Source organism: Flavobacterium piscis, from assembly GCF_031457575.1.
Taxonomy (GTDB): Bacteria; Bacteroidota; Bacteroidia; order Flavobacteriales; family Flavobacteriaceae; genus Flavobacterium; species Flavobacterium piscis_A.
Map to the genome: position 1 here is coordinate 58,843 of NZ_JAVDWQ010000013.1, position 26,786 is coordinate 85,628.

Consider the following 26,786-nt stretch of genomic DNA (forward strand, 5'->3'; position numbering starts at 1 on the left):
ATATGCTGGATTGGCTTAAAAATATTAACAAAGAATACCCTGATTTCTGGAAGAATTACTTAAATAAATTTGAAACAAAACCAAATAGATTTGTAGTCATTTCAACAGAAACATCGGGATTAAATCCTGACAAGGATGTTATTTTATCAATTGGATCCTTTGCAATACTTGATAATAGCATTATTATTCAGGATAGCTTTGAAGCTGTTTTATTGCAATATAAATATTTTCAGGAGAACGGTCTATCCAATGAATTCATCATTGAAAGTAAGATGGAAAAGCTTGAAGAAGCTGATGCATTTCAAGCATTGATAGATTATATAGGAAATGCGGTTCTGGTTGGTCATCATATCAATTTTGATATAGAAATGATAAATGCCGGTCTGGAAAGATTAGATTGTGGAAGACTAAAAAATGAGGCTTTGGATATTGATGTAATGTACCGAAAATTGCATGATATAAATGACAAACAATTTTCTTTGGATGATTTGTGTGAGATATACAAAATTTCAAAAAGTGACAGACATTCTTCTTCAGAAGATGCTTATAGAATTGGTTTGTTGTTTTTGAAATTAAAATCAAAATTGGGGATTAATTAAATTATGCCCCTACTCTGCATAATTTGGAAATTTTATTATAAATAAATGAAATTTTATTATTCCGAAAACCTTGACAATCATGTATATAATTTTTAATGCGTTTTTTATTTCATTTTTATAGTATTTTTATTTTGGAGATCTAACATTTATCCCTATATTTGCACCCGCATTAAGGCCTCGTGGCGCAACTGAATAGCGCACTTGATTACGGCTCAAGAGGTTACTGGTTTGAATCCAGTCGAGGTCACAAGTAAAAGCTCCAAATCATTGATTTGGAGCTTTTTTTATGCCTTTATTTCACTCTTTAACAGTATATAAAAGGATCAAAACGTAATCTGAGGAGTAGTAAAAATTGGATCAAAACGTAAATCTTTCCATTTTTGACATTATTAGTTTTGTACAACATCGTGGAACATGGTCTCTTTTAAAACTGGATAGCTAGTAAAAACAAAGTCGTTCTTAAGTTTACAAAGCTTAACATATTGTCCGTTGAGTTCACCAATTATATGTGGTGTCCATAGTTTTTCAAACAATGAAAATTTCTCCAAAATGTTGATGGACTTTATTTCTTTCGTATTCATTTAATTTTAAAATGGTTATGCTAAATATTTTTGGATGTCGCTTTACAATGACCAATAGCAACTTGCTTTACTTGATACTATTTACCTGTTCAAACAAATCTGTTATAACATGTTGTTTTGAATCCGGAGCTACTTCTCGAAAATACTTAATTAAGTCCACAGTAGTTGCATAGCGATTTGGTTTTTGGGAATTATTGAAAGAGTGCCAATCATTCAGAAAATGCTGTAATGCCGTGTTTACATTTTCTTCACCAATTTGTTTCTGCAATTCATACATAGAGAGTGCTCCTTTGTTGTAATAGATGTGTTCTTCATTTTCAACCAATGCTAGTGGCAGTTCCTTCTTGCTGGACTTTAAGTTAGCTTCTGTATATTCATCCAATTGGAACTTCAAAAATTGCTTAACTTTTTCATCCGGGTATTTTTCTTTAAGCACCATTATGGCAGAATACTGCGCCAGTGTTTCCAAAATCATATTTTGTCCCTGTACGTTTGCAGCTTCCAATTGCAATCCCCACCATTGGTGAGCTACTTCATGAGCTGTAATGTAAAATGCCATGTCTACATCTTTTTTATCATCAATGTCCATCACAAAACCTATGGCTTCTGAAAACGGAATAGTGCCTGGCAGCGATTGGGCAAATGTGCGATACCTTGGGAACTCGACAATACGGAGATGGTTGTATTGGTACGGACTGAAATGCTTGCTGTAATAATCCAACGACATTTTCATAGATTCCATCATACGTTTCAGGTTGTACTCATGTCCTTTGTGGTAATAAATTTCTAAATCAACAGGCTTTTTTGAAATATTGCCCAATGGAATACAGGTTTCTCTCATTACCTTATACCGGCCTGATACAATGGGATAAAAATGGATGATCCGTTGATGGGTTTTGTAATGAAAATAATTGCGCCCGCTTGTACTCCATCTCGCCACTAAATCGCCAGAGGTGAGTGCTGTTTGTGGCACTTCTGTACTGATTACTACATCTAAGTCGATGCCGTCCGAATCACTTCCGCTACGTGCATTCACCAATTCTCTTACATCATCCCGCCTGGCTTTTTGCAGTCTTGGAGCCAGCCCAAAATCTTTTCGATTGTCCTGATCCTGAAGTTCATATTTTTTCTGATAGCCAAAACCCGGTAACACCGTATTGTCAAAGAAAGTGCCGTTATACACTACATCTATCTCAGAATTGTCTGTTACAAAACCTTTTTGATGTAAAGTTTGTTTAAAATTCATTTTCAGTGTATCACCGGAAGCTAACGGTTGGCTCAATTGGTAAATGGTATAATGATATTTCTTATACCTTTTATTTATTCTTGAGTCACGATCAAAGGTTACATCCGTTAATTCTACGTTTGATTCTAGTAGTTTTTGTACATGAATTTCCTGCATGGGTTCTTGCGATGTATTGACAACAACATAATAACCTTTTATTTCATAGGCTCTTTTTGATGGGAACAGATCAATTTTTAGCTTGATAGCTGTAATTTTCGGCTGTGGAATATATTCAAACTGCTTGAGCGCTTTTTCGTAACCAGCTCTAAAATCAGCTTGCCGACCCTTAGTCCAAAATTCATTCAGCACATTGTTATTGTAAAAAATATAACTTCCAATACTGATGAAGAGCGTCAGGCAAACTAAACTGAAAATCCGCAACGATTTTCCTGTTTGTTTTAGTCCGCCCGTCCATCGTTTTCTCAACCCTGTTTCGGTTCCCTTTACCATCAAAATACTTGCGAAGATCAAGAGCAGCAAACCAAACAATACCCAATAGATTTTTACCCAGAGATAAGCGCCCAGAAAGTGCCCATAACCATTCATATCTGAGTATGAGGCCAGTGCCTGTCCACCAAAGTTAAGTAAGGCATGTTCTAAACCAAATACGCCAATGGCTACATTGATGACAGCAAATGCGATGGTGGCGAGCATCCCTATAAACTTGTTTCCCGTAAGTGCCTGAAAGAACATGGACGCAAATGTGTATAAGGTCAGAAATGGAAATAGCTCTAAAAAAAAACCGAAGAAATAGACACCCAACTCGTAGCGATAGTAGCCGTTTAATGTTTGAAACAGCACTCCGGCAGCAATGAGTGAGAGCATGACAATGGCATAGATAAACAGCAATCCAAGAAACCTGCTGCCCACATTAATAAAACTACTAAAGGGTGAGGCATCATGAATGAGGTCAAGCTTTACATCCCTTTCCTTCCACATAATCTCACCGGAATAAAAGACTAAAATGATCATGAAGAAGTAAATGGACATCTCCCGCAATTCTTCGATAATGAAATAGGTGGTTGGATAGCTATCTACGCCATAGGAAGTGCCTAAGCTCACCGAATTGACCAAAATAACAATGAAGCAGCACAGAATAATAGCCCAAAAGGAAATGAGCCTGAGAATGGACACGCTATGAAACCATGCATTGAGCAACAACTGAACGACCTGCGCCTTCATATGATAGACAGGTGTAACCAATGGCAGGCTCTTACTAAAAGTAACTGGTAATGTTTTAATCTTTTGCTGCTGTTTTTTATTGAAAGTCTTTTCATTGATGACCATCAATTTAAACTTGATATAGCCAATCGTCAGCACCAAAATGCCCAAGCCTATCCAGAAGAGTTTGTTAAGCAGCATAATACCTGACACTGGAATAAGAAAAGAGTTTCTATCCATTACCGTCCAGCCTTTGGTCGCTTTAGTTAAAGTAGTGAGCGAAAAGGGATCCAATAACGCCTGAAAGGTTTCATTGGTAATGCCTTTGGTAATCATGAACAACACAAAAATGACCACGCCCTGAGTGTACACAACCATCAAATTTTTGCTGAGTGCACCCGTCGCAAAAAAAACAGAAGCACCAAAAAACAGGGTGGGTAAAACCACCCAAAGAAAGGGCTGTAGGTAATTAATAGAGTGAAAGGGCAAAAATTCGTTTGGATCATTCCATGGCAGAAATTCTCCCGCCATCATTCCCCAGAGCAGAGCACTAAAAATAAACAGTAACACAACAAAGGATCCTAAAAAACGGCCCAACAGATAATCTTTTTTGGAGATAGGGTTAACATAAATCAATGAAGTAACGTCGTACTGAAAATCACGCAGTACAGAAACACCCATAACCATTGATGCAATAATCATCGACAATCCCGTGATTGCCCCCATGGATTTAGCAATTACAAGTGGAGAATTCTTTTTCACTAATCCTAAATCTATTCCCTGAAATACAAACTCGACGCCTACTGCTGAGAAGAAAAATAGAAGTAAAAAGAAGAAATACGTTTCAGGTCGTTTCAATCGGTATTTAATTTCAAATATGAAAAATTCGTATAACATCTGTTAAAAATTAAGAGTTAAGGATTTGAGACATATAAACATCTTCCAGGTTGGCATCAATAAGTTTGAACGTTGAACCCGGATGGGTATCACTGATGACATGAACAATTTGGTTTCCTAAATACAGGCGGTCACTGATGACCTGATATTCGTCTTTGTATTGTTCCAATTCGTTTTTGTGTATGATTTTTTCATATAACCGCCCCTGCAGGTTTTCCATAATTCGTACTGGATTTCCCTGAATAAGCACTTTGCCTTTGTTGATGAGGGCCATCCTGGGGCATAACTCTTTTACATCTTCTACGATATGCGTTGAGAGAATTACGATGGTACGCTCGCCAACTTCACTTAGTAAATTATAAAAGCGGTTGCGTTCCACAGGATCTAATCCTGCTGTGGGCTCATCTACAATCAGCAGCTTAGGATTGTTCAGCAATGCCTGTGCAATGCCAAAGCGTTGCTTCATTCCTCCGGAAAACTCACCCAGTTTTTGCTTTCGCACTTCATACAGATTTACCTTATGAAGAAGCGCATCTACAATTTCTTTACGCTCTTTTCTATTCATAATTCCTTTCAACACTGCCAGATGGCTCAATAGCATCTCTGCGGATAATGCCGGATATACCCCAAATTGCTGTGGCAGATAGCCCAATACTTTTTTTAATTCATTCTTGTTTTCTAAAATATTGAGACTTCCCAATTTAATACTTCCACTATCAGCCTCCTGTAAGGTCGCTATTGTACGCATGAGTGTTGATTTACCTGCGCCATTTGGACCCAGCAGGCCAAACATCCCCACGGGTATTTGTAATGATACGTTTTGAAGTGCGTTAACACCGTTGCTGTATGTTTTAGAAAGTTCAGATATGATCAGATTGTCCATGATTAATTTAATTTTGACCCAATATTATGGTGAATTGAATGGATAAAAAAAGAACAGGGACAGATATATGAAGGACAGGTTTGAATGACTGGTATCAAGTGACAAAAGCACTTGCCACTATAAACAGTACGTTCATCACATCGACAGGTACATTTGTAACAACTCATCGATCAGCTTGAATTTTTGTGTAATTTTGCAGGATGACTTTCCTTCAAAAACCTTTTAATAAGCAGCGGCTTCAAAAGCTGGTACCCTACTTTTTCATCGTGACCACCATGCTAATTGTGGTTTTTAATGATTTTTTTGGAAAAGAAGAAGATTATCATATTTTCATTCTACTGTTTTTCATTTCAATGATAGTCTGGATGATACGCTGGTTAATTATTCAGATTAAAATCATACTCCGACTAAAAAAAGACAAAACACACGCTGAATTAATGCACTTAAAAAGTCAGGTTAATCCACACTTTTTTTTCAACACCTTGAATAATCTGTATGGATTGGTAGAAAAAGACACCGCTAAAGCACAGCAGTTAATTCTTAAACTCTCTGACATGATGCGGTACAGTATTTATGAAGGTCAAAATGACTGGGTTTCCTTAGCGGATGAAATTACCTACCTTGAAAACTACATGGATTTGCATAAAATGCGATACCATAAGGAGATTACCATTCGCTTTGATATAGATGCAGAAGATCGTAGCATTAAGATTATGCCATTGTTATTTATTATTATGGTTGAAAATGCTTTTAAGCATGGAGTAGAAAAATTGAGAAAAGATGCATTTGTTTACATTCGCTTAAAGGCTACATTGCAATATGTTGATTTTGAAATTGAAAATAATTTTGATACCGAGGAGCAAGGCGGGACTGAAGGTATTGGACTGAATAACCTAAAAAAAAGACTAGAATTGGTTTATTTGAACAAACATAAACTAGAAATAGACACTAACCGTCGTGATATTTATAAAATCCGATTAAGACTTACTTTATGAGTACTAAATACATTATAGTGGATGACGAATCGGTGGCACATGACATCATCAAAAAATATTGCTCTCTGTTACCCAATATGCAATTGATGCAAGACTGCTATGATGCCATTGAAGCCATTGAATACCTCAATAATCATACAGTAGATTTAATTTTTCTTGACCTGAATATGCCTAAACTACAAGGGTTTGAATTTTTAAAAACACTGTCTCATTCACCAAAGGTAATTGTTACCACTGCCTACAAAGAGTATGCCTTAGAAGGTTATGAGTTAAACATTGCCGATTACCTACTGAAACCCTTTTCATTCGAACGTTTTTTGAAAGCGGTCAATAAGGCACGTACAGATACTCCGAAAATACAATCTAATATGCACAACGCTGTTAGCGATACAAATCAGGAAAGGCTTTTTCTACGCTCAGACAACAAATACATACAAATTGTGCTAGATGATGTTTTGTTTGTAGAGTCTTCGGGCAACTATATTAAAATTGTGCTAAAAGAAGAAATCATCACCATGCGTGGAGCATTATCTTCGCTATCGGAGCATATTCCAACGCAAGGGTTTGTTCAGATACATCGATCGTTTATGGTAGCACAGAAACACATCAAACGAATAGAGGGAAACAAGATATTTATTGATGATTACACTGTGCCTATTGGGAAATTATTTAAGGCACAATTAGACCGGCTCCTCAAATAGAAGCATCAAGATTCCGATTATCCATTTAGAATGGTTCCGCTATCAAAAACAGTATTTGAGGTAAAACTAAATTTCCTCAGCACTTTATTTCGTAAAAGTTGTATGTTAACAGTAATTAAAAATAACATGAAATACAAAATAGACAATATTAAAAAAAACGAGTATAATGAAGTTGTCAATATTTGGGAGGCCTCTGTTCGAGCAACGCATCACTTTTTAAAAGAAGAAGATATTCAATATTTTAAACCACTTATCTTCAATACCTATTTAGATGCTGTTGAATTGAAGTGTGTAAGAAATGAGGAAGGTGAAATAACTGGTTTTCTTGGAGCAGCAGATCAAAATCTGGAAATGTTATTCATTCATCCGGACTATAGAGGCAAACAGATTGGAAAAGCATTATTGAATTTTTCAATTGAAAAAATGAATGTGAGAAAAGTTGATGTAAATGAACAAAACGACCAGGCAGTAGGTTTTTACAGAAAATGTGGATTTGAAACAACAAGTCGTTCGGAATTGGATTCCTTTGGAAAACCATATCCAACTTTACATATGGAATTAAGAAATTAACTACTGCTAAAACCGTTTTGCGAGATCGCATTTATGTGGTAGATTCACGTTTGCCTTTCGCAAGAAATTTAGTAACAGAAAGTACTCGATTAAAAAGCTCGCAGCCTCACAAAGGGGCGGAACGGAGTACTATAAAAATTTTTTATGCTTACCAATGAACGATAACGATACAAAGCGACTTTCCAGATTAACTGCAATTTTGACCCAATTACAGACGAAGCGACTATTGACTGCTAACGAACTAGCTGAAAAATTCTCAATTAGCAAACGAACAATCTATAGGGACATTAAAGCACTGGAACAAGCGGGCGTTCCAATACTGACAGAAGATGGTAAAGGTTATACCTTAATGGAAGGTTACCGAATTCCACCCGTCATGTTTACGGAAAGCGAAGCCAATGCGTTAATAACCGCAGAAAAGCTTATACTTAAAAACAAAGATGCTTCACTTGTAAAAGAATATTCGGGAGCCATCAATAAGATAAAATCTGTTTTACGTAACAACACCAAGGACAAAGTAAATTTGCTTTCTGACCGGATTGTATTCAGACAAAATGCTGACAACGACCGAACAAGCAATTATCTGTCAACGTTGCAATTGGCCTTGACAAACTTTTACCTTATCAGGCTAAAATACCATTCGCCTGATAGTGACCAGATAACTGAACGAACGATCGAACCTTTTGCTGTTTACAGCACACAGGAAAATTGGTTACTCATTGCTTTTTGCCTGCTAAGACAGGATTTCAGAGCCTTTCGACTGGATAGAATTCAGAACCTGACAACACTCAATGAACAGTTCGAACCTCATAAAATGACCTTACAGGAATACTTTGAAATCTGCAGGAAAAAATATTCTTCCCAACCCCTGACATAGGGTTGTCGCAACCCCATTTTATTTTTGTGGCTGAACTAAAATATTTTAAGAATGAAAAAAGTAACTATTGAGCCTTTTAAAGTAATCGGAATTTCTGTAAGAACCACAAACGAAAGCAATCAGGCTGGAAAAGATATTGCAGATTTGTGGAACAGATTTATGAATGATAAAATTTTGGAAGCAATTCCAAACAAAATTGACAACACCGTATATTCTATATATACGGACTATGAAAACGACCATACGAAGCCTTACACGACAATATTGGGCTGCAAAGTAGCAACTTTAAATACCATACCTGATGGAATGGTTGGCAAATCGTTTGACGGTGGGAACTATGTAAAACTATCAGCCAAAGGAGATTTGGCCAAAGATTTGATTATAAACAAATGGTTGGAAATTTGGCAAATGGATTTAGAAAGAGTGTTTTCCGCAGACTTTGAGGTTTTTGGCGAAAAAGCACAAAATCCGACAGACGCAGAAATAGATTTTTTAATTGCTGTAAAATAGAAAAAATGGTTGAGCAGCTTCATAACTACTATCTGGATAAAGAAGAGCCCAACAAGAGCTGCCTGCTTGCATTACGGGACATTATTCTTAATCAGGATACCAACATTACTGAAACCCGGAAGTGGGGAATGCCCTGCTTCTGCTATAAGAAAAAAATGTTTTGCTATTTGTGGACAGATAAAAAGACATACGAACCTTATATTCTTATGGTAGAAGGAAAATACCTTGACCATCCGGAACTGGAAGCAGGCGATCGTTCCCGAATGAAAATTTTCAGAGTTAATCCCAATAAAGATTTACCAATAAGGGCAATTGAGAGTATTTTACAAAAAGCCTTGGACTTATATACAACAGGCATAATTAAATTAAAAGATTGACCGGCATCCTAATCCTTTGTATTGTCCAGTCGAGGTCACAAACTTAAAACCCTATTTCTCATGAAATAGGGTTTTTTATGCTTTTTTTGCAAAAGGAATATTGAAAAATAATCATAATAGTCACAGTAAAAAAAATTATCCTCATTGATCGTTGTTGTGTTTTTTATTTTCAATTGTAAACAATCATAAAAATGTTAAAAAGCACTAAATCTACTATACAAATCGTACCGTTTCCTGTGCTTTGTCTTTTTCTAAATTCCCTAACAAAATTTAAAATACCTATATTTACCCCCTGATGAAATTACGTTGTTAGAATTAGTCAATTCAAACCTCGTTAAGCCAAATAATTTTAAGAAGTCAAGATGGAAAAATATACTATATCAGAAACAACAACAGTACGATCAGTACCACTGATTGATAATCCAGTACCGAATATTAAAATAAAAAAAGCTGATTTATTACCCGATCCAAAATCCCGGTTAGACTCTATGGAAATGAAGGAAAAACCTATATCGGATTCCAGTATTCCGTTTAGAGATCTGACTGACGTTACCAGTAAAAAAGAAAGCATTGCCCGAATCATTGATAAACTGGATGTTGCTAACAATATCAGGTATCAAAAAACAATAGAAGACACGTATTGCAATGTCTACTCCTACGATTATTGTTATTTCTGTAAAGTATATCTTCCAACGGTTTGGTGGACGGATGAAGCATTGCAAAAAATATTGCAGGGAGAAGAAGTTGAAGCTATTTTTGAAAAAACTGTTGATCGTATTTTTTCTAGTGCCATACATGATTGGTTTTTGCAATGGGGAGCGAGTTTTGGATGGCAAAGAATGTTTACGGCTGACGAAATTCAAAATAAGGTGAATGCCAATGGCGGAATTGGAATAATTTGCGCCAAAAGAAAAATAAAAGGATTATCTGGTCATATTGTTCCTGTTGTTCCTGAAACGGATTTAAATAAAGCATATCGGGAAAATGGTGTAGTAGTGTATCCGCAGCAATCACAAGCTGGAAAGCTGAATTATAATTACTTTTCAGAAGTTAGAAAAGATTGGTGGAATGATGAATTATATTCCTCTTATGTGTTTTATTATCATGATTAAATACAACAAATAACCCAATTATTGAAACATCAAAAATATTTATTGATTATCAGCGTGTTAACCACTTGTAAATAACATAATAAAGAACTACTTTTGCAACTTAGAAAAAACAGGAATAGCAAAAAGTTGTATTTAGGCTATTCATCTGATTAAATTATTGATATAAAAGTGATTACTGACATAGTAATTTTATAACCCCATTATAAAATTTTTACTTTTTTTCCATATTTCAATTGATACAAGTGCAAAATTTCTGAGACTAAAATAGAATTTCATACAATTTTAAAAATAAAATAAAAAGTTTTTTAATGGATATAAGAATGATGCTTATCCGTTAAAAGTTTTTCTGTCTCTTATTTTTAACAGATTAAACTCGTGTTCCGAATAAAAACAATGACTTTACAAAGTTTACCTAACCATAAAAAAAGAAAAGAAGTATAAATGAAAGACAATCAGACAAAAAAATATTATTGGGGAATTGGATTAGAAAACGAAACCTATATGCAATTTGAAGAATCCCTAATAGTTACTGGTGAATTTATACAAGAAAAAATTGGTTTTGAAAAATACAGTATTGACTACAGAAACTGCTACAAACCAGAAAGCTTAGCTCCTATGCTGAAAAAAGCTTTTAATTTGAATCAAAACTATAAAGTAAGCCGAATGATGAACAGTCATTCGCTGGAAAAACTGGATGTCAACTATCAGCACAAAACATTATCGCCTGTAAAGCCATTGGTCGATACAGAAAATGGTGAGGTGATCGCACAACCAACCGAAAATCCTGAATATCTTGGAAAATCGATCATGGAACTTTTCCTTGAAGATCAGCCGTACAACATTCAAAGTATGATTACCCAAAGAAATAAAACGATGGGTTCTGTACATTTTGATGGTGATTCTATAGAATTTGTAACCAAATATTTTGAAAACAGAACCATAGCAGAGTCTTGCAAAGAACTAAAAGCAACCAAAAAGTTATTCCTTGACAAAATCAATGAATCTTCTGTGCTAAATGGCAAATTAAATTTTCCGGATTACAATAACGGACTCAATATGTTCATGACCAATCAGGAAAACCTGGTTTTATTTAATAACGGAACGTACCATTTTCATATTACCTTACCCTCATTAACGGAAGACAGCCGAATTGTAGACTATAATGAATTTGAAAAAACACATGCCAATGCCATTTATTTATTGCAGTGGTTTGAACCTTTTTTCATAGCAACTCTTGGAAGCCCTGATATTATGGGTGTGATAAGTGATAAGTACAGTTTAGATAAAAACTTTACATTGGGTTCGATGAGAAATGCCATGTCTCGTTACATAGGCGTGGGAACTTACAACAAGGCGATGCCAAAAGGTAAAATTCTAACCTATAATGTTGATGATTTTAGAAAATTACTGAAATTTGAAAAAGAGGAAAACATTTGGTGGCGTGATCAGATTGAAGCTGACATGGAATATGAAATGCTTTCAGAAGTAGGTCTTGATTTTAATCAGGAAAAAATGTACCAAAGCGGTTTTGAATTCAGAAGTTTTGATGAATTTCCGGCAGAATACTTAAATGATGTTCTTTTCTCTATTATTCTGATTTGTGAGCATTCTCTAAATCTGCCTGATGTGCAATGGGCACATGATAGTGCAGCCTGGAATAATTTGGTTTTTAAAACTTTAAAAATGGGTTATTTGGCAGAAATCAATGAAGAGGAAAAAAAAGAAGTTCTGGATTTGCTACAATTATTGACTCCTTCAGATTTTAATTATAATATACTGAAATCCGAATTTGAAGCTATTGTAATGCTGGATGAATTTTTCTTTAAAATTTTGGACGTTTTACATAATAAGTATAAAGACAACAATGTTTGTCTGGATGCTATGTATGGGCAAAAAACAAGTTTTCCTCCAAAATGGGATAACTTTAATAAATATCAAACAGAAAGGCATTTGCAACAAATAGGATCTTTCTGCGATAATTAAATATACCTCTTCAGGGTTTGGTTTATTATTCTATGTTTGAATAATAAACTTAAAAGTTTTTTCAGCCAAAATGAATTTGAAAATTAGTAAGCAATCATTCAGATTAATTAGTGCTAATTCGTATAATTTTGGCTAATATTTTTTTGAGGTTAAAGCAAAATCTACTAAAAATCCATAGTATTAAACTATATCTGAGGCCAATAAAAAAAGATAATGTATCTGCCAATTATAAGGAGAAAAACGATGTGAACGAAAATAGAGAATAATTGAATAAGGCATACCTAAAGTGAATGCCTTTTTTTTAGAATAAAATATATCAATTATTTCAACGCAATAAACAGCTATAATTAAATGTTATATACAGATATATTATGTGTTTAATGAATTTATTATTTAATAATTATGAAAAGTATTTTGTTTTTAATATTGATGATTGGTGTTTCTATACAAAGCTATGCGCAGAAAGAATTAAATAAAGAATATAGATCAATTCCAACTAAAGATCAGAAAATTAATGAAGTAAATACTCCAATTGAAAGTAATCCTAAAACATCTCCCCCACCTATTATTGAAAATCCAGATTCTCTGGTGATAAATCCGGAGGAACTTTTTATGGATACTAATCTGTACAAAAGAGAGTCTAATACTGAGGGTGTTTTTTATAGAAGAAATCAATATTTAGGAGGTTTCAGAACGAAAACTTTTGTTTCTACAATTCGTTATCGTGATGCAGCTACTGTAGATGGGGATAAGATAAAAGTATATTTAAATGATAAGGTAATTAAACCGGAAGTTACTTTAGATGGAGAATTTCAAGGATTCAAAATAAATTTAATAAAAGGTATAAATAAAATTGATTTTGAAGCTTTAAATGAGGGGTTTGCATCACCCAATACAGCCGAATTTCAGGTTTATGACGATAATGGAACTGTTATAGAAGCAAGCCAGTGGAATGTCGGAACTGGTTATAAAGCTACAATCATATTATATAAGGAATAAATTAGAATTATATGGATCTTAACTCTCCGGAAAGCACTGAGTTATTGGACCATCTTTTCACATCCTGTAACCAGCTTGATGAAAAAATTACTGAGGCGGTTAAAATAAGTGCTTCTTATCCTCTGCCGGATGTTAAAATATAAAATTAATTTACTTAATAATATATCCCTTATAACAGCTTTCATTTTTTCTGAAATAATGTTGCAACATCATTGCATTTAAAAATAAGATCTTTATATTTGCAACAATCTGATGTAAAAAGGTCAAAGAAAAGAACAAAATGTTCAGGTTTATAAATTCTTTTCCTAAATAAAATTGAAGATTGCTTTGGTTTAAAGAATGAAAAAGAAATTCAACATCTATAATTTCCTTATGTCACTAATAGTATTGTTCGCAATACTGTTTCCGACTATACATTCTTATGAACATTTTCCTGAACAAAATTCGGGTAAACAAAAAACAGAAATACATAGTTTAAATAAAAATGAATTTAAGCTAAGCAATCATTCGACAGAAAAATGTTCGATATGTGATTTTAAATTCAGCACTTTTACCTCTACTCTATTTTCTGCTTTTCAATTCTATAAAAGCACTGCAGTAATTTATTATAGCTTCTTTTATTTCAAAACACCTTCAACTTTTTTTAAAGGGTCCCTTTTTGCTCTTCGGGCACCTCCTCTTAATTTAAAATAATAATCAAAAGATCTTTCTGTCTGGAAATGATCTGTATTTATCTATTTTAAATTCAAATAATGCCGAAAAAAATATTGTTTTTTTTTACATTAATCCTGTTTTGCAATAGCCTTTTATCGCAGAATACAGTTAGTGGAAAAATTGTCAGCCAGCAACTGGAATCACTTTCAGGTGCCCATATCCATATGGGCCGAAATACTATTTCAAGTGATTATAATGGAAATTACAGTATATCTTATTTACCGTCAGGACCAATAAAAGTGAATATTTCTTTTGTTGGATACAAGTCTATTGATACCATCATAAACCTGCAAAATGACTTAAAACTCGATTTTAAATTAGTTCTTCATACCGCAAATCTTCAGGAAATAGTAATCCAGCAAAAAACAAATAGTTTAAATAAATCAGTAGCAGAACAGCGTATCAAAACAGAAACTATTGAAAAATACAGTAATAAAACCTTAGGCGATGTATTAAAAGAAGTAACTGGTGTATCAAGTCTTAAATCTGGAAATGCAGTAGTAAAACCAATCATAAATGGATTGTACGGAAGCCGTGTTCCTGTCATCAACAATAATGTACGACTGGAAGACCAACAATGGGGAACAGAACATGCTCCAAATTTAGATATCAATTCTGCCGGTAAAATAACAGTAATAAAAGGCGCTTCAGGTTTACAATATAGCGGCGATGCAGTGGGTGGCTTAGTAATAATTGAACCGGTAAGTGTAAAAAAAGATACATTATTCGGTAAAACTATCTTAAATTATGATACCAATGGAAAAGGCGGATCAATAAGTTCTTCCCTTCATAAAGGAAATAATTTAGGTTTCAGCTGGAATGCTTTGGGTACTTTTAAATATCTCGGCGATAAAAATGCCCCTGATTATGTATTATCCAATACAGGAAACAGAGAAGCTAATTTTTCAGGTGACCTTAAATATTCTCGTGAAAAATATGATTTCACGGCTTTCTACAGTTATTACAATGCCATAATCGGAATTCTTAGTGCATCGCATACAGGCAATGTAAATGATTTATACAATTCCATTACCAACAAAACCCCGGCAGTTATAAAGGATTTTACTTATTCAATCAATAACCCCAAACAAGAAGTCCAGCATCATATTGCAAAACTAAATTATAACTATTATTTCAATGAAACTGAAATAATATCGTTTCAATATGCCTTTCAATATAACAAAAGACTGGAATATGATGTTCGAAGAGGTAATTATAAGAACACCGCAGCCCTGGATTTGGAATTAAAAACGCATTCTTTTAATGTAGATTATAAAAAAAACCTGCATGATTGGAATTTAAAATCTGGTTTAAGTACCGGTTTTCAAAATAACTTTGCAAATCCCAAAACGGGAATTCGGCCGTTAATTCCTAATTATGATAAAATCGATTTTGGATTTTATAGCGTTTTGAACCAAGACTTTACGGATACTTTTTCTGTAGACGGGGGTATTAGATACGATTTTTCTAAAACAGATGCAACCAAATATTACCAGAAATCAAGATGGGAGGAGCGCGGCTATAACGAAGAATTTGAACATTTTATAGTTGCTGATTCTACTACACAATGGCTGACAAAGCCAAGTTTTACTTTTCATAATATCTCGGCAAGTTTAGGCTTTCATAAAGTTTTTGAAAACAATTTGGATTGGCTTACCAACGTAAGTTTTGCTTCCCGAAACCCAAATCCTTCTGAATTTTTTAGTGATGGACTGCATCATTCAACAGGAGTTATAGAATTAGGGGATTTAAATCTGGACAAGGAGCAAGCAACAAAATTATCTATAACCCTACAAAAAAAGTACACTAATTTTTCTCTTGATATAAATCCGTATATCAATAAGATCAAAAACTATATGTTCCTGAGACCTGTAGGTTTTGAAACCACAATTCGGGGTGCCTTCCCCATCTGGGAATACCAGCAAACTAATGCACGTTTAACTGGAGTTGATTTACAGACCAACTGGGTTATTACAAATCATTGGACGCATTTATTTTCATTAGCCTATGTAAACGGAAGAGACATTTCGAACAAACAATCTTTAATAGATATACCTCCTTTAAATGTAAATAATAAAATAAGCTTTTCTACAAAAGAATGGTATCACTTGTTACTGGAATTAAAAAGCGAAATTGTTTTTAAACAAAACAAATACCCTGATAATAATTTTTACACCAATATCATCAAAAACGATGCACTTGAATCGGTGTTAGTTGATATCAGTACACCTCCTCCAGCCTATCATCTTTTGCATTTTTATTCAGAAATGAAGCTTCCGTTTTTTTATAATATACAGACAACGTTGGGCTTTTCAGTCCAAAATATATTGGATACAAAATACCGCGACTATTTAAATCGTCAGCGCTTTTTTGCAGATGAAATAGGCAGGAGCTTTCAGATTCAATTAAAATTCAATTATTAATTCAAACAGGAAATTTTTTAACACTAATATTTTAATTTAAACACAAACAAAATGAAATCAACAACTCAAAAATCCCAAAAAAGAAGCTTTTCAACCGGAAACAAATTTGTTAAACTGTACGGTATTGCGCTTGTAGCCCTATTGACTTTTTCTTCCTGCAGCAATGATGATAATGATGCTCCTCCGGTAAATGAGGAAGAATTAATCACAACTGTAACTGCAATCTATACTCCACAAGGCGGAGGAACCGCAATTACTTTACAGTATAAAGATTTAGACGGCGAAGGTGCAAATGCCCCTGTTATCACTGTATCAGGACCTTTTGCAAAAAACACAACTTATGATGGTGTAGTCACTTTTAAAAACGAACTCGCTGATCCTGCAGAAGACATCACACCTGAAATTGTTGCTGAAGGAACTGATCACCAGATTTTTTATCAAAAAACAGGAACCCTAAATTCATTTACTTACGGGACTGCCGCTAGTAATTTTGATTCAAATGGAAAAGTAATTGGATTACAATCTGTTTTTGTAACTACCGGAGAAGCCTCGGGAAATTTAATGATTACCCTAAGACATGAACCGAACAAAAATGCAGCCAATGTAGCAACAGGAGATATTACAAACGCCGGCGGATCAACTGATGCCGAAGTTACTTTTACCATATCTGTTTTATAATCCGAGATCTCTGTTTAAAAAATAATTACCGCTTACCATTATTGGTTTTGAAAACAGTGCTGGTCATTAATCACCAAATTATAAATTATTTGCAAAGGCGTATCTCAGGATATGCCTTTTTTAATTAATCTAATCTCAGATTTCCCTGAAATAAATGAATTATACCATTAGGTTTATGTAAAAGAACAAATAGTCCATTGTATATGTCTAATTGGTATTATATAAAATGTTGAATTAATTATATAACAATGATAATAAGTGTAGTATTAATTTTAAACTCCCTTTTTTTATAATCAGTAATTATCCTAATAAAATATTTTAATCCAACTTTAGTTGCTAAATTTTATCATTCTAAAAATAAATTAATTTAACAGTAGATAAATTATGATACAGACTATAAGAGAATCAGATACCATGGTTGCTTTTCGAGCACTGGAAGAAGTAAATACAGATGACTATAAAACAATAGTTGTACCGGCTGTTAAAAAGCTGGTAAAACAAAACAATGAAATTAATTTTTTATTGGTATTGGACACTCAAATTGAAAATTTTACAGCTGCAGCCTGGATGGAAGATGCTATAATGGGGCTTAAAAATCTTGGGAAATGGAACAGGGTTGCAATAGTTACTGATTCTGAAAGAGTTATTTCTTTAACGAATGGTTTTAACTATATAATCCCTGGTGAATTTAGAGGATATAAAAAGGAATCATTTAATCAGGCCTATAATTGGGTAGATGGTATTAATACTAAATCTGACTTATGAGCATTTCAATCCAAATTATCTGGCTATTTGTTTTAGCAATTCCAATTGCTTGTATTAGTTGGTCTGTCACCCATGAAGAAGTATTTCGCGAACCCAGGGAATGGTGTATAAAATACGCTACAAATGCCCGCACTTTAATCATAAGAAAAGTTTTTTATCTGTTCACTTGTGAATATTGCTTTAGTCATTACGTTACTCTTTTTTTTATTATCCTTTGTGATTATAAGCTTTTACTTGATGATTGGCGTGGATTTTTGATATCTGGATTCTCTTTGGTTTTTATCGCCAATGTTTATATGAGTTTATTTGCTTTATTAAGGCAGGCGATCAAAAAAGAAAAGGTTGTAATTGAAAAAATAGCAAAAGATACAACTGATTAAAGTATGGTTTTTTACTTTAATACTTTGGTTTTAAACTACATATAATCAAAATAGTAATGAGATTTGATAAAAAAACTTCGTAAAGTATCTTTTTACGAAGTTTTTTTTACGATTTAAGTATACTCTATTAATGAATTATTTTTCAAGTTCCTTTTTGTTTTCATTCTTTTTATTATAATTATTTATTGATTTTGTTTGTTGCCAATATTCTATAATAGTATTTATAACATTTTTAAATTTGTTATAACTGTAAGGTTTTACAAAATAACTTTGTATAGGTTCAGAATATGCATCAATAACAAAACACTGCTCAAAAAAAGTGGTAAAGAATAAACAAGGGCAATTCAGGATTTTATCCAGGTTTTTGTATGTAACCTTGCTTAATTTATCGGCATTCATATGTAACAATGCTATATCCAGAAAAATTAAAAACGGTTTGATATTTTTAGTCATTACATAGTCATAAACATCATTGCCGGAATTAAAATAAAGTACCTTATTAGAAAAGCCCAATTCTGAAAAAATTTCTAAAAATATTTTGTGATCTCCCTGATTATTTTCTATTACGATAATTGGTCCTTTCTTATCCATAATTAACATTTTTTCATTAAAATTATATTACTATTTCTTAAAATAATAAGAATTATAATAGTTTATATTCCAAATGTCTGATTTTTTTAATGATGTTTTTTTACAAAATCGATAGAAAGATTTATATAATTTGCACTGAAGTTGTTTTACAGCATTATATTCAGTTAAATCCTAAAAATATTGATACACTGAAAATTATATAATTACAAATTTTAATTCTATAAAGGAAAACATCTTTATCCGCTTACTTTTGACCATACAGAGAAATCAATAAATTTTATAGGTCATGGTCGAAAAAAATTATGATCCGGATAACGAAAATTGTCCGGAAAAAGAAACGGTAGAAAATCTTTATAAATCAAAATTGAATTCTGAGAACACTCAAACTGTTGAAGAGTTTATAGACGATAATCCAAATCGTATTCCAAAAGACAAAACAAAAGACAAAACAAAAGATTTAGAAGATAAAAAATAAGCTGATGTACAATCAGGTAATATAAATATTCAATTAAAATTAAGAACATGGAAAATTTAAATTTCATTAACCCGTTACTTCACGGAATTATTCCGGAAGAACTAGAACAAAAAGCATCAAATATTTCAACTAAACAACTAGTTTGTGCCGGGGTTGGTACATTAATAGCTGGTATTGTTTTAAAGAAAGCGGGACACAATAAAGCTGGCGCGCTTATTGGCGGACTTGCATTACCAATATTGGCATCTGCATTATATAAAAAATTTGGTTCATCTACTGAATCTGATATAGAGGATTTTAATTCTCAAATAGAATCTCAGGCTGAACATGCCTAAATAAATTTTGTGCTTCCGGGTTTAAATTAGTTTTACAACAATCGCTGATAAAACAATTAAGAACCTGGAAGTACATCATTTTTTAAATTCTAATTTTTGATTATGAACCAATTGACACTTCGTTTATGTCACTTTCAAAATACAATCAGAAACGTAATTTTAAGCAAACCGAAGAACCAAAAGGTAAAATTGGTAACTCAGAAAAGGAACTTGTATTTGTAGTTCAAAAACATGCTGCCTCACATTTACATTATGATTTCAGACTGGAACTTGATGGCGTTCTTAAAAGCTGGGCAGTTCCCAAAGGTCCGTCCATGGATCCAAAAGTAAAACGTCTTGCTATGATGGTTGAAGATCATCCCTATGGTTATAAAGATTTTGAAGGTTCTATTCCTGAAGGAAATTATGGTGCAGGAAACGTTATTATTTGGGATAACGGAACCTATTCTTCTGCAGATGACAATTCAGCCACTTCTAAAAATACGTTAAAATCAGATTTGAATAAAGGTCGTTTGAGTTTTATCTTAAAAGGAAAAAAATTGAAAGGCGGGTTTTCACTGGTCAAATTAAAAGGGAAACAGGAAAATGCCTGGCTATTGATTAAAAAGCCGGACAAATTTGCTACAGATAAAGATATTTTGAAAAAAGATAACTCGGTTGTTTCCAATAAAACTTTAGAATATTTTGAAAAAAAGGCTGAAAATGACCCGGAAAATATTCCAAAGAAAGCAAAATCCACTTCTGCTAAAACCAAAAATAAAGAAGACATTTCATTTCTCAAACCAATGTTGGCTACACTCACGGAAGAACCGTTTGATAATCCTGACTGGATTTTCGAAAATAAATATGATGGCTACAGAACTATTAGTGTTATAAATCCCAATGAAGTTCATTTATTTAGCCGGAATCAGCTTTCATTTGATAAAAATTTCGAAACGATTCAAAAGGAATTAAAGAAGATAAATCATCAGGCGATATTAGATGGTGAAATTGTAGTAGAAAATAGTTTAGGGGATGCCAATTTTCAACTTCTTCAAAATTATATCAAAACCGGAAAAGGGATTTTAAAATATTATGTTTTTGATATTTTAAACTTAGACGGTTTTTCGACTATTAATTTACCTTTACTGGAAAGAAAAGAACTACTGAAAATTTTATTGGAAAAGTACTCTTTCTCAAATATCTTGTATTCAGAACATACTGTCAGGGATGGATTGAAACAATATAAGCTGGCCAATAAAAATAATAACGAGGGAATTATCGCAAAAAAGGCTGATAGCACTTATACTATTGGAAAAAGAAGCGATGAATGGCTTAAAATAAAAATAGCACAACAGGAAGAAGCGGTTATCATTGGTATTACAACACCCAAAAACTCACGCCAGTATTTTGGGGCATTATTGCTGGGACAATATTACGGCAAAAGGCTGCAATACATTGGTAAATGCGGTACCGGGTTTAGTAAGGAAACATTAAAAGAATTATACACTAAATTTAAGCCTCATTTTATAAATGATTCTCCGATTAATGCAAAAATAGCAATTAGAGATACCATACAATGGCTTAAGCCGAAATTTGTATGTCAGGTGAAATTTACCGAATGGACCGAAGATTCAAGACTTAGACACCCTGTTTTTTTAGGTTTACGTATAGATAAAAAAGCAACTGAGGTTTTTCTTCCTCTGAAAACTAAAAATAAATCAAATAAAGAAATTATGAATATAGCTGAGGAAACCAAATTGAATAAAACTGAAGAAAATTTTGATTTGAAGGTGAGTGGAAAAACACTGCACCTTACCAATCAAAACAAAATTTACTTTCCTGAAAGTGGTATAACAAAAGGGAATATTGTACAATATTATAATGAAGTTGCTGATTTAATTCTGCCATATCTTAAAGATCGTCCGCAATCAATGAACCGGTTTCCTAACGGAATAGAGGCGCCTCATTTTTATCAAAAGGATGTAGATGTTGATAAAGTTCCATCGTGGTTAAAAACAAAAAAAGTATATTCTGAATCCACTGATGAATATCTGGATTATTTAATTTGTAATAATAAGCCAACCCTGCTTTATATGGCAAATTTAGGGTGCATCGATATTAATCCCTGGAATTCAACTATTCAGCACATTGAAAACCCGGATTGGCTTGTTATTGATATCGATCCTTCAAAAGATAAATTTGAAGAAGTGGTTCAAACTGCCCTGGCGGTAAAAGAAGTAATGGATGAACTGGAAACAGAGTGTTATTGTAAAACATCCGGTGCTTCAGGATTGCATGTATATATTCCGCTTGGCGCGAAATATGATTATGATTCGATGAAAATTTTAGCCGAATTAATTGCGAGGGAAATTCAGGAACGCCTGCCAAAAATAACTTCCCTGGAAAGAAGCATCAAAAAAAGAAATAATAAAATATATATTGATTATTTACAAAACAGACGTGGACAAACACTTGCCGCCCCTTATTCGATAAGACCTGTTCCCGGAGCACAAGTTTCGACACCATTAGAATGGGGCGAAGTCAATGCCAAACTAAGTCCGTCACAGTTTAACATCAAAAATGCACTAAAGCGATTTGAGAAAAAAGGTGATTTGTGGGCACCTGTTTTAGGAAAAGGAGCTAATATTAAAGAGATTATGCACAAGTTTGAAGAAATGGGTAAAATATAAACAGAATTAAAAAACTTAAATATTATGATGATTTTTTCTTTTCTAAACTTGCTTTAAGCATATTTAATAAATCGGCACTTTGTTTATGTACCACTTCCATTTTAGGGGCTTTAGGCTGTTTTTTACCTTTACCTTTATTCTTAATTATTTTTAAAAGCTTATCTGTGTACTCATCTTTGTAACTGCTGATGTCAAATTTTTCAGTAAGCTGTTCAATCAATTTATTGGCCATATCCATTTCTTTGGTTTTCTTTTTAGAAATAGCAGGAAGTTTCAGTTCAGCCGCATCCCTGATTTCTTGTTCAAAACGGATTCTGTTTAAAAGAATCAGATTTTTATACGGTTTTAAAATAGCAAGACTCTCTTTATTTCTTAAAACAAAACTGGTCACTCCTACTTTACCGGAAGATTGCAATGCATCCCGAAGCAAACCATAAGCGTTCATAGCACCTTTGTCAGGCTCAAGATAGTAGGGCTGCTCATAATAAATGCTTTCAATTTCTTTTTCGTAAGCAAAACTCTGAATATCTATTGTTTTGGTTTTAATAGCATCTGCAGCTTCAAAATCTTTATCTTCAACAATGACATATTTATCCTCAACCTTGTATCCTTTTACTATGTTCGAAAATGCAACTTCTTTGCCTGTTTTTTCGTTTACACGTTTGAATTTAATGTGGGCATGATCTTTTTTATCAAGCATATCCATATCAAGGCTACTGTCCTGAACAGCAGAAAACATTTTTATAGGAATATTGATTAACCCAAAACTTATTGAACCTGTCCAAATTGATCTCATAATTTCAAATTTGAATTAAAAATTTTAATCCTGGCTAAAAAAGATATTAATTGTTTCTTGTTGAATTAATTAAATATTGCCTTCAACCCAATTCAAAGCTTTATTAAAATCTATTTTTTTAAAACCCTTGAATTCACCCGGAACAACATAACTGAAACCATTCGTGAAAGTGATTATTTCTTCGGAATCTGTAACAATGGCAGCCCTGTTCCATTTTCCTAAATGTTTAAGTCCCAACATAGCATCCTGAAGCCAGGCGCCAGCAGTAAAATTTCCAATATCTGTATCTAAAACCAATAAAAAATTGATTTCATTATTTTGGGCAACTAATTTTTCAATAGCGGGAACTACCACACTTTGAAAATCTTCTTTAGTTACTTCTGCCAATGCTCTAAAGGCAGCAACATTATCTGTTGTATCGATTTGATGTATCATGATGTTGTATTTTATATTATTTTCAATTTACACTCAAAAATAAATCACTAGTGAGAAATTTCCGTTATATCATGATACGTCAATGTTATAGAATAACTATATCAAAAAAAAAACGATCCTAAGACCGTTTTTTACTTTATATGAAAAAGTATCATTACTATACACCACTAAAAATAGTAAAGCCGCCATCTAATGTCACTTTTGAACCTGTAGCAAATTTTGAGGCATCGCTCAATAACCAAACTAATGCGCCAATTAATTCTTCAGGATTTCCAAAACGTTTATAAGGTGTATTTTGAATGATTAGATTCCCTCTTTCTGTCAAACTTCCATCGGGATTAGTCAATAAAGTTCGGTTTTGTTCCGTTAAGAAAAATCCGGGAACGATAGAATTCATTCTGATTTTATCTCCATATCGTTTTGCAAGTTCTACTGAAAACCATTTTGTATAAGAATCAATTGCTGATTTTGCAAGGCTGTATCCTAAAACCTTGGTCAAAGCCTGTTCTGTAGCTACTGATGAAACATTTACAATACTTCCTATGCTGTTGTTATTTTTGATTGCTTCGCCAAAAACCTGAGTTGGTAAAAGTGTTCCGAATAAGTTTAAATTCATCACTTTTTGCAAAGCATCCATGTTGAGCTTAAAAATATCCTGATCCGGTTGAATTACGGCTTCCGGCATATTCCCGCCAGCAGCATTTACCAATCCATCAATTTTTCCGTATTTTGAAAGAACAAGATCTCTGGCTTTTATCAAATCACTTTCTATCGTTACATCAGCTATTAAAGCTACTGCTTCTCCTCCATTTTTGATAATGGATTCAGCTCTTTCATTAGCTACTTTTTCATTTCGGCCTAAAACGCCAACTATTCCTCCGGCTGCTGCAATACCATTAATAAAAGCTTTACCCAAAATACCTGTTGCACCAGTTACAACGATTACTTTTCTTTTTAATGTAAAATCAGTTTCCAATTTTTTATATTTTATAATTAAATTATTCCAGTAAAAATACAATTAATCCTCTTGCACCATGTGCTCCTAAAACCAAAGATTGTTCAATATCTGCTGTTTTTGAGGGGCCGGCTATAAAAGTACCGAAGCCATATTCCTGATTTCCAATCCTTTTGTAAGCCTGATGCATCGTTGCTAATAAATCCTTTTTATGGGCAATAATAGCCAGATATTGGGCAATAAAAGGCGTAACACGCTGACCTAATATATCATCCGTGACCCAGAGAGCCGAATTTTCGGCAACACCAAAATGTGCTTTTACAATAGCTAATTCAACATTTTGAAGTGTGTGCGGATCATCATTTTTCCAATCTAAAACCGCCACTTCAGAAAGCTCCGGAATAGTTGTAATTATTCTTTTGTCAAGAGCGTAATTATTTTTTAAATAATCTGTAATTTCATTGTAATCAGCGACTTCAACGCTATCTCCTCCAATGCTTTTCAAAACCGTTTTATAAGTTTCCAAAACATTCAAATTCTCCGATATTAAAACATCTAAATCTGGCAGGTCTGTAATTACACCTGGTTGATTTTGTTTTATCCTCTTTAATATTTCGGCTTTACTACTCATTATCCTTAGCTTTAGATTCTCGTGAATTTTTCTTGTACCATTCTCTAAAAGATTCTTCGGGAACGGCTGGCATTTCTCTCTGATCGTACCATTTATTCATCTTATTATTCACCATTGAAGGTATGTTTTTCATTACAAACCTTCCTGATTTTCCTGCTAAATTGAATACGGCAGGATTTGCCAAAACAACTGCCATGGTTTTCATAGCTATCGTTTTGGATGTTGGCGTATGGCCTTCTTTGACCAATACCTGACGCCACTTGTATAATTGGTCGTGAATATCAATTTTCACAGGGCAAACGTTGGTGCAGGAACCACAAAGTGTACTGGCAAAAGGCAAATCGGCATTTTTGCTCATGTCTAAATTAGGAGCCAAAATAGAACCAATTGGTCCTGCCACCGCATTGTGATAACTGTGTCCCCCGCTTCGTCTGTAAACAGGACAGGTATTCATACAGGCACCACAGCGAATACATTTTAGGGAATTTCTGAAATCTTCTCTTCCTAGTTGTTTGCTTCTTCCATTATCAACAATCACAATATGCATTTCTTTCCCGTCTCTTGGTTTTTTAAAATGACTTGAAAAAGTAGTAATGGGCTGACCCGTAGCACTTCTTGCCAATAACCTAAGAAAAACACCTAAATGTTTACGTTGTGGAATCAGTTTTTCGAAACCCATACAGGCAATATGAACATCTGCCAGATGCGCTCCCATATCAGCATTACCTTCGTTGGTACAAACCACAATTTCACCGGTTTCGGCGATGGCAAAATTAACTCCTGTTAAAGCTACTTTTCTGGTTAAGAAAGTATTTCTTAAAGTCAAGCGTGCTGATTCGGTTAAATATTGAGGATCAATATTTCCTTTTTCAGTGCCTAAATGTTCATGAAAAGTTTCACTTACATCTTCTTTTTTAAGGTGAATAGCAGGTAAAACAATATGACTTGGCGGTTCTTTACGAAGCTGAACAATGAATTCTCCTAAATCAGAATCGATCACTTCAATGCCTTTCTCGGCTAAATAATCATTGAGATGGCATTCTTCGGTAAGCATTGATTTGGATTTCACCATCTGCTTAACGTCATGTTTTGCCATAATCGAATGCACTATTTCATTATGTTCTTTTGCATCCGCAGCCCAATGCACAATTATTCCGTTTTTTTGAGCGTTTGCCTCAAATTCAACTAAATAATCATGAATATTCGAGAGTACATTATTTTTAATTTGTGAAGCTGTTTCCCTGAGCAATTCCCAATCCGGAATTTGATGTGCAGACTTATCGCGTTTTTCACGAACAAACCAAAGTGTTTCATCATGCCAGTTTACCCGTTCTACATCTTTGTTAAAACGTGTCGAGGCTTCGCTATGTGGTATTGTTTTTTTTGAAGACATTTTTTTGTTTTTT

The 26,786-nt window shown here is 33.6% G+C and carries 25 protein-coding genes and 1 tRNA gene; 18 read left to right on the plus strand and 8 right to left on the minus strand.

Features of this window, described 5'->3' with window-relative positions:
• The first annotated feature begins 2 nt into the window (after positions 1–2).
• Both J2W48_RS17130 and J2W48_RS17135 read left to right on the plus strand, forming a co-directional pair.
• Positions 3–599: a 3'-5' exonuclease gene (locus J2W48_RS17130; RefSeq protein ID WP_310282903.1), complete on the plus strand. Its 597-nt coding sequence runs from the start codon at positions 3–5 to the stop codon at positions 597–599.
• A gap of 173 nt (positions 600–772) precedes the next feature.
• A tRNA-Arg gene (locus J2W48_RS17135) sits at positions 773–846 on the plus strand.
• A gap of 401 nt (positions 847–1,247) precedes the next feature.
• On the opposite strand, the gene J2W48_RS17140 is transcribed toward J2W48_RS17135, so the two are convergent.
• Positions 1,248–4,523, minus strand: coding sequence for an ABC transporter permease/M1 family aminopeptidase (locus J2W48_RS17140; protein ID WP_310282905.1), 3,276 nt, complete (start codon positions 4,521–4,523; stop codon positions 1,248–1,250).
• A 10-nt stretch (positions 4,524–4,533) separates the two neighbouring features.
• Positions 4,534–5,406, minus strand: a complete 873-nt coding sequence (locus J2W48_RS17145; RefSeq protein WP_310282906.1) for an ABC transporter ATP-binding protein — start codon at positions 5,404–5,406, stop codon at positions 4,534–4,536.
• Between the two features lie 200 nt (positions 5,407–5,606).
• Between J2W48_RS17145 and J2W48_RS17150 the strand changes: the two genes are divergently transcribed.
• The 13 genes from J2W48_RS17150 (at position 5,607) to J2W48_RS17210 (ending at position 18,490) form a co-directional block, all read left to right on the plus strand.
• The gene (locus J2W48_RS17150) at positions 5,607–6,401 is read left to right on the plus strand and encodes a sensor histidine kinase (protein WP_310282907.1); all 795 of its coding nucleotides are present in this window, start codon (positions 5,607–5,609) and stop codon (positions 6,399–6,401) included.
• Positions 6,398–7,102: a LytR/AlgR family response regulator transcription factor gene (locus tag J2W48_RS17155; protein ID WP_310282908.1), complete on the plus strand. Its 705-nt coding sequence runs from the start codon at positions 6,398–6,400 to the stop codon at positions 7,100–7,102. The genes J2W48_RS17150 and J2W48_RS17155 overlap by 4 nt, the downstream gene beginning before the upstream one ends.
• Positions 7,103–7,228: 126 nt before the next feature.
• On the plus strand, positions 7,229–7,672 hold the full coding sequence (locus J2W48_RS17160; RefSeq protein ID WP_310282909.1) for a GNAT family N-acetyltransferase: 444 nt from the start codon (positions 7,229–7,231) through the stop codon (positions 7,670–7,672).
• A gap of 154 nt (positions 7,673–7,826) precedes the next feature.
• Positions 7,827–8,549 carry a helix-turn-helix transcriptional regulator gene (locus J2W48_RS17165; protein ID WP_310282910.1) on the plus strand — a complete coding sequence of 241 codons (723 nt, stop codon included), beginning with the start codon at positions 7,827–7,829 and terminating at the stop codon, positions 8,547–8,549.
• Positions 8,550–8,600: 51 nt separating this feature from the next.
• The gene (locus tag J2W48_RS17170; RefSeq protein ID WP_310282911.1) at positions 8,601–9,059 is read left to right on the plus strand and encodes a GyrI-like domain-containing protein; all 459 of its coding nucleotides are present in this window, start codon (positions 8,601–8,603) and stop codon (positions 9,057–9,059) included.
• A 5-nt stretch (positions 9,060–9,064) separates the two neighbouring features.
• Positions 9,065–9,436: a DUF1801 domain-containing protein gene (locus J2W48_RS17175; protein WP_310282912.1), complete on the plus strand. Its 372-nt coding sequence runs from the start codon at positions 9,065–9,067 to the stop codon at positions 9,434–9,436.
• 362 nt (positions 9,437–9,798) lie between these two features.
• The gene (locus tag J2W48_RS17180) at positions 9,799–10,548 is read left to right on the plus strand and encodes a hypothetical protein (RefSeq protein WP_310282913.1); all 750 of its coding nucleotides are present in this window, start codon (positions 9,799–9,801) and stop codon (positions 10,546–10,548) included.
• Between the two features lie 441 nt (positions 10,549–10,989).
• Entirely contained in the window at positions 10,990–12,531 is a 1,542-nt protein-coding gene (locus tag J2W48_RS17185; RefSeq protein WP_310282914.1) for a hypothetical protein, read from the plus strand.
• Positions 12,532–12,933: 402 nt separating this feature from the next.
• Positions 12,934–13,530 carry a hypothetical protein gene (locus J2W48_RS17190; protein WP_310282915.1) on the plus strand — a complete coding sequence of 199 codons (597 nt, stop codon included), beginning with the start codon at positions 12,934–12,936 and terminating at the stop codon, positions 13,528–13,530.
• Between the two features lie 752 nt (positions 13,531–14,282).
• The gene (locus J2W48_RS17195) at positions 14,283–16,667 is read left to right on the plus strand and encodes a TonB-dependent receptor (protein ID WP_310282916.1); all 2,385 of its coding nucleotides are present in this window, start codon (positions 14,283–14,285) and stop codon (positions 16,665–16,667) included.
• A 51-nt stretch (positions 16,668–16,718) separates the two neighbouring features.
• Positions 16,719–17,345 carry a type 1 periplasmic binding fold superfamily protein gene (locus J2W48_RS17200; protein ID WP_310282917.1) on the plus strand — a complete coding sequence of 209 codons (627 nt, stop codon included), beginning with the start codon at positions 16,719–16,721 and terminating at the stop codon, positions 17,343–17,345.
• A 384-nt stretch (positions 17,346–17,729) separates the two neighbouring features.
• Positions 17,730–18,110 (plus strand): SpoIIAA family protein, encoded by a 381-nt coding sequence (locus J2W48_RS17205; protein WP_310282918.1) that lies wholly within the window; start codon positions 17,730–17,732, stop codon positions 18,108–18,110.
• A complete protein-coding gene (locus J2W48_RS17210; RefSeq protein ID WP_310282919.1) occupies positions 18,107–18,490 on the plus strand; it encodes a hypothetical protein in 384 nt (127 codons plus the stop codon). The genes J2W48_RS17205 and J2W48_RS17210 overlap by 4 nt, the downstream gene beginning before the upstream one ends.
• A gap of 135 nt (positions 18,491–18,625) precedes the next feature.
• Here J2W48_RS17210 and J2W48_RS17215 read toward each other — a convergent pair whose 3' ends face one another.
• Positions 18,626–19,081, minus strand: coding sequence for a response regulator (locus J2W48_RS17215; protein WP_310282920.1), 456 nt, complete (start codon positions 19,079–19,081; stop codon positions 18,626–18,628).
• Positions 19,082–19,367: 286 nt separating this feature from the next.
• Here J2W48_RS17215 and J2W48_RS17220 point away from each other — a divergent pair, with 286 nt between their 5' ends.
• The 3 genes from J2W48_RS17220 (at position 19,368) to ligD (ending at position 22,563) form a co-directional block, all read left to right on the plus strand.
• Entirely contained in the window at positions 19,368–19,556 is a 189-nt protein-coding gene (locus tag J2W48_RS17220; RefSeq protein ID WP_310282921.1) for a hypothetical protein, read from the plus strand.
• 47 nt (positions 19,557–19,603) lie between these two features.
• A complete protein-coding gene (locus J2W48_RS17225; RefSeq protein ID WP_310282922.1) occupies positions 19,604–19,891 on the plus strand; it encodes a PrgI family protein in 288 nt (95 codons plus the stop codon).
• Positions 19,892–20,016: 125 nt separating this feature from the next.
• On the plus strand, positions 20,017–22,563 hold the full coding sequence (gene ligD, locus J2W48_RS17230) for a DNA ligase D (RefSeq protein WP_310282923.1): 2,547 nt from the start codon (positions 20,017–20,019) through the stop codon (positions 22,561–22,563).
• Between the two features lie 22 nt (positions 22,564–22,585).
• Here ligD and ku read toward each other — a convergent pair whose 3' ends face one another.
• The 5 genes from ku to J2W48_RS17255 all read right to left on the minus strand — a co-directional run bounded on the left by ku (position 22,586) and on the right by J2W48_RS17255 (position 26,773).
• Positions 22,586–23,359 carry a non-homologous end joining protein Ku gene (gene ku / locus J2W48_RS17235; protein ID WP_310282924.1) on the minus strand — a complete coding sequence of 258 codons (774 nt, stop codon included), beginning with the start codon at positions 23,357–23,359 and terminating at the stop codon, positions 22,586–22,588.
• Positions 23,360–23,428: 69 nt separating this feature from the next.
• A complete protein-coding gene (locus tag J2W48_RS17240; RefSeq protein ID WP_310282925.1) occupies positions 23,429–23,794 on the minus strand; it encodes a SpoIIAA family protein in 366 nt (121 codons plus the stop codon).
• A 157-nt stretch (positions 23,795–23,951) separates the two neighbouring features.
• Positions 23,952–24,770 carry an SDR family oxidoreductase gene (locus tag J2W48_RS17245; RefSeq protein ID WP_310282926.1) on the minus strand — a complete coding sequence of 273 codons (819 nt, stop codon included), beginning with the start codon at positions 24,768–24,770 and terminating at the stop codon, positions 23,952–23,954.
• A gap of 22 nt (positions 24,771–24,792) precedes the next feature.
• Positions 24,793–25,380, minus strand: coding sequence for a LutC/YkgG family protein (locus J2W48_RS17250; protein WP_310282927.1), 588 nt, complete (start codon positions 25,378–25,380; stop codon positions 24,793–24,795).
• Entirely contained in the window at positions 25,373–26,773 is a 1,401-nt protein-coding gene (locus J2W48_RS17255; RefSeq protein WP_310282928.1) for a lactate utilization protein B, read from the minus strand. The genes J2W48_RS17250 and J2W48_RS17255 overlap by 8 nt, the downstream gene beginning before the upstream one ends.
• Positions 26,774–26,786 lie beyond the last annotated feature (13 nt).

Bases quoted from the DNA above. Each gene is read 5' to 3' on its own strand.
- J2W48_RS17150 (WP_310282907.1), top strand. From the start codon at position 5,607: ATGACTTTCCTTCAAAAACCTTTTAATAAGCAGCGGCTTCAAAAGCTG.
- J2W48_RS17255 (WP_310282928.1), bottom strand. From the start codon at position 26,773: ATGTCTTCAAAAAAAACAATACCACATAGCGAAGCCTCGACACGTTTT.
- J2W48_RS17160 (WP_310282909.1), top strand. From the start codon at position 7,229: ATGAAATACAAAATAGACAATATTAAAAAAAACGAGTATAATGAAGTT.
- J2W48_RS17220 (WP_310282921.1), top strand. From the start codon at position 19,368: ATGGTCGAAAAAAATTATGATCCGGATAACGAAAATTGTCCGGAAAAA.
- J2W48_RS17200 (WP_310282917.1), top strand. From the start codon at position 16,719: ATGAAATCAACAACTCAAAAATCCCAAAAAAGAAGCTTTTCAACCGGA.
- ku (WP_310282924.1), bottom strand. From the start codon at position 23,359: ATGAGATCAATTTGGACAGGTTCAATAAGTTTTGGGTTAATCAATATT.
- J2W48_RS17205 (WP_310282918.1), top strand. From the start codon at position 17,730: ATGATACAGACTATAAGAGAATCAGATACCATGGTTGCTTTTCGAGCA.
- J2W48_RS17140 (WP_310282905.1), bottom strand. From the start codon at position 4,523: ATGTTATACGAATTTTTCATATTTGAAATTAAATACCGATTGAAACGA.
- J2W48_RS17165 (WP_310282910.1), top strand. From the start codon at position 7,827: ATGAACGATAACGATACAAAGCGACTTTCCAGATTAACTGCAATTTTG.
- J2W48_RS17215 (WP_310282920.1), bottom strand. From the start codon at position 19,081: ATGGATAAGAAAGGACCAATTATCGTAATAGAAAATAATCAGGGAGAT.
- J2W48_RS17195 (WP_310282916.1), top strand. From the start codon at position 14,283: ATGCCGAAAAAAATATTGTTTTTTTTTACATTAATCCTGTTTTGCAAT.
- J2W48_RS17155 (WP_310282908.1), top strand. From the start codon at position 6,398: ATGAGTACTAAATACATTATAGTGGATGACGAATCGGTGGCACATGAC.
- J2W48_RS17250 (WP_310282927.1), bottom strand. From the start codon at position 25,380: ATGAGTAGTAAAGCCGAAATATTAAAGAGGATAAAACAAAATCAACCA.
- J2W48_RS17210 (WP_310282919.1), top strand. From the start codon at position 18,107: ATGAGCATTTCAATCCAAATTATCTGGCTATTTGTTTTAGCAATTCCA.
- J2W48_RS17225 (WP_310282922.1), top strand. From the start codon at position 19,604: ATGGAAAATTTAAATTTCATTAACCCGTTACTTCACGGAATTATTCCG.
- J2W48_RS17185 (WP_310282914.1), top strand. From the start codon at position 10,990: ATGAAAGACAATCAGACAAAAAAATATTATTGGGGAATTGGATTAGAA.
- J2W48_RS17240 (WP_310282925.1), bottom strand. From the start codon at position 23,794: ATGATACATCAAATCGATACAACAGATAATGTTGCTGCCTTTAGAGCA.
- ligD (WP_310282923.1), top strand. From the start codon at position 20,017: ATGTCACTTTCAAAATACAATCAGAAACGTAATTTTAAGCAAACCGAA.
- J2W48_RS17145 (WP_310282906.1), bottom strand. From the start codon at position 5,406: ATGGACAATCTGATCATATCTGAACTTTCTAAAACATACAGCAACGGT.
- J2W48_RS17190 (WP_310282915.1), top strand. From the start codon at position 12,934: ATGAAAAGTATTTTGTTTTTAATATTGATGATTGGTGTTTCTATACAA.
- J2W48_RS17130 (WP_310282903.1), top strand. From the start codon at position 3: ATGCTGGATTGGCTTAAAAATATTAACAAAGAATACCCTGATTTCTGG.
- J2W48_RS17175 (WP_310282912.1), top strand. From the start codon at position 9,065: ATGGTTGAGCAGCTTCATAACTACTATCTGGATAAAGAAGAGCCCAAC.
- J2W48_RS17180 (WP_310282913.1), top strand. From the start codon at position 9,799: ATGGAAAAATATACTATATCAGAAACAACAACAGTACGATCAGTACCA.
- J2W48_RS17170 (WP_310282911.1), top strand. From the start codon at position 8,601: ATGAAAAAAGTAACTATTGAGCCTTTTAAAGTAATCGGAATTTCTGTA.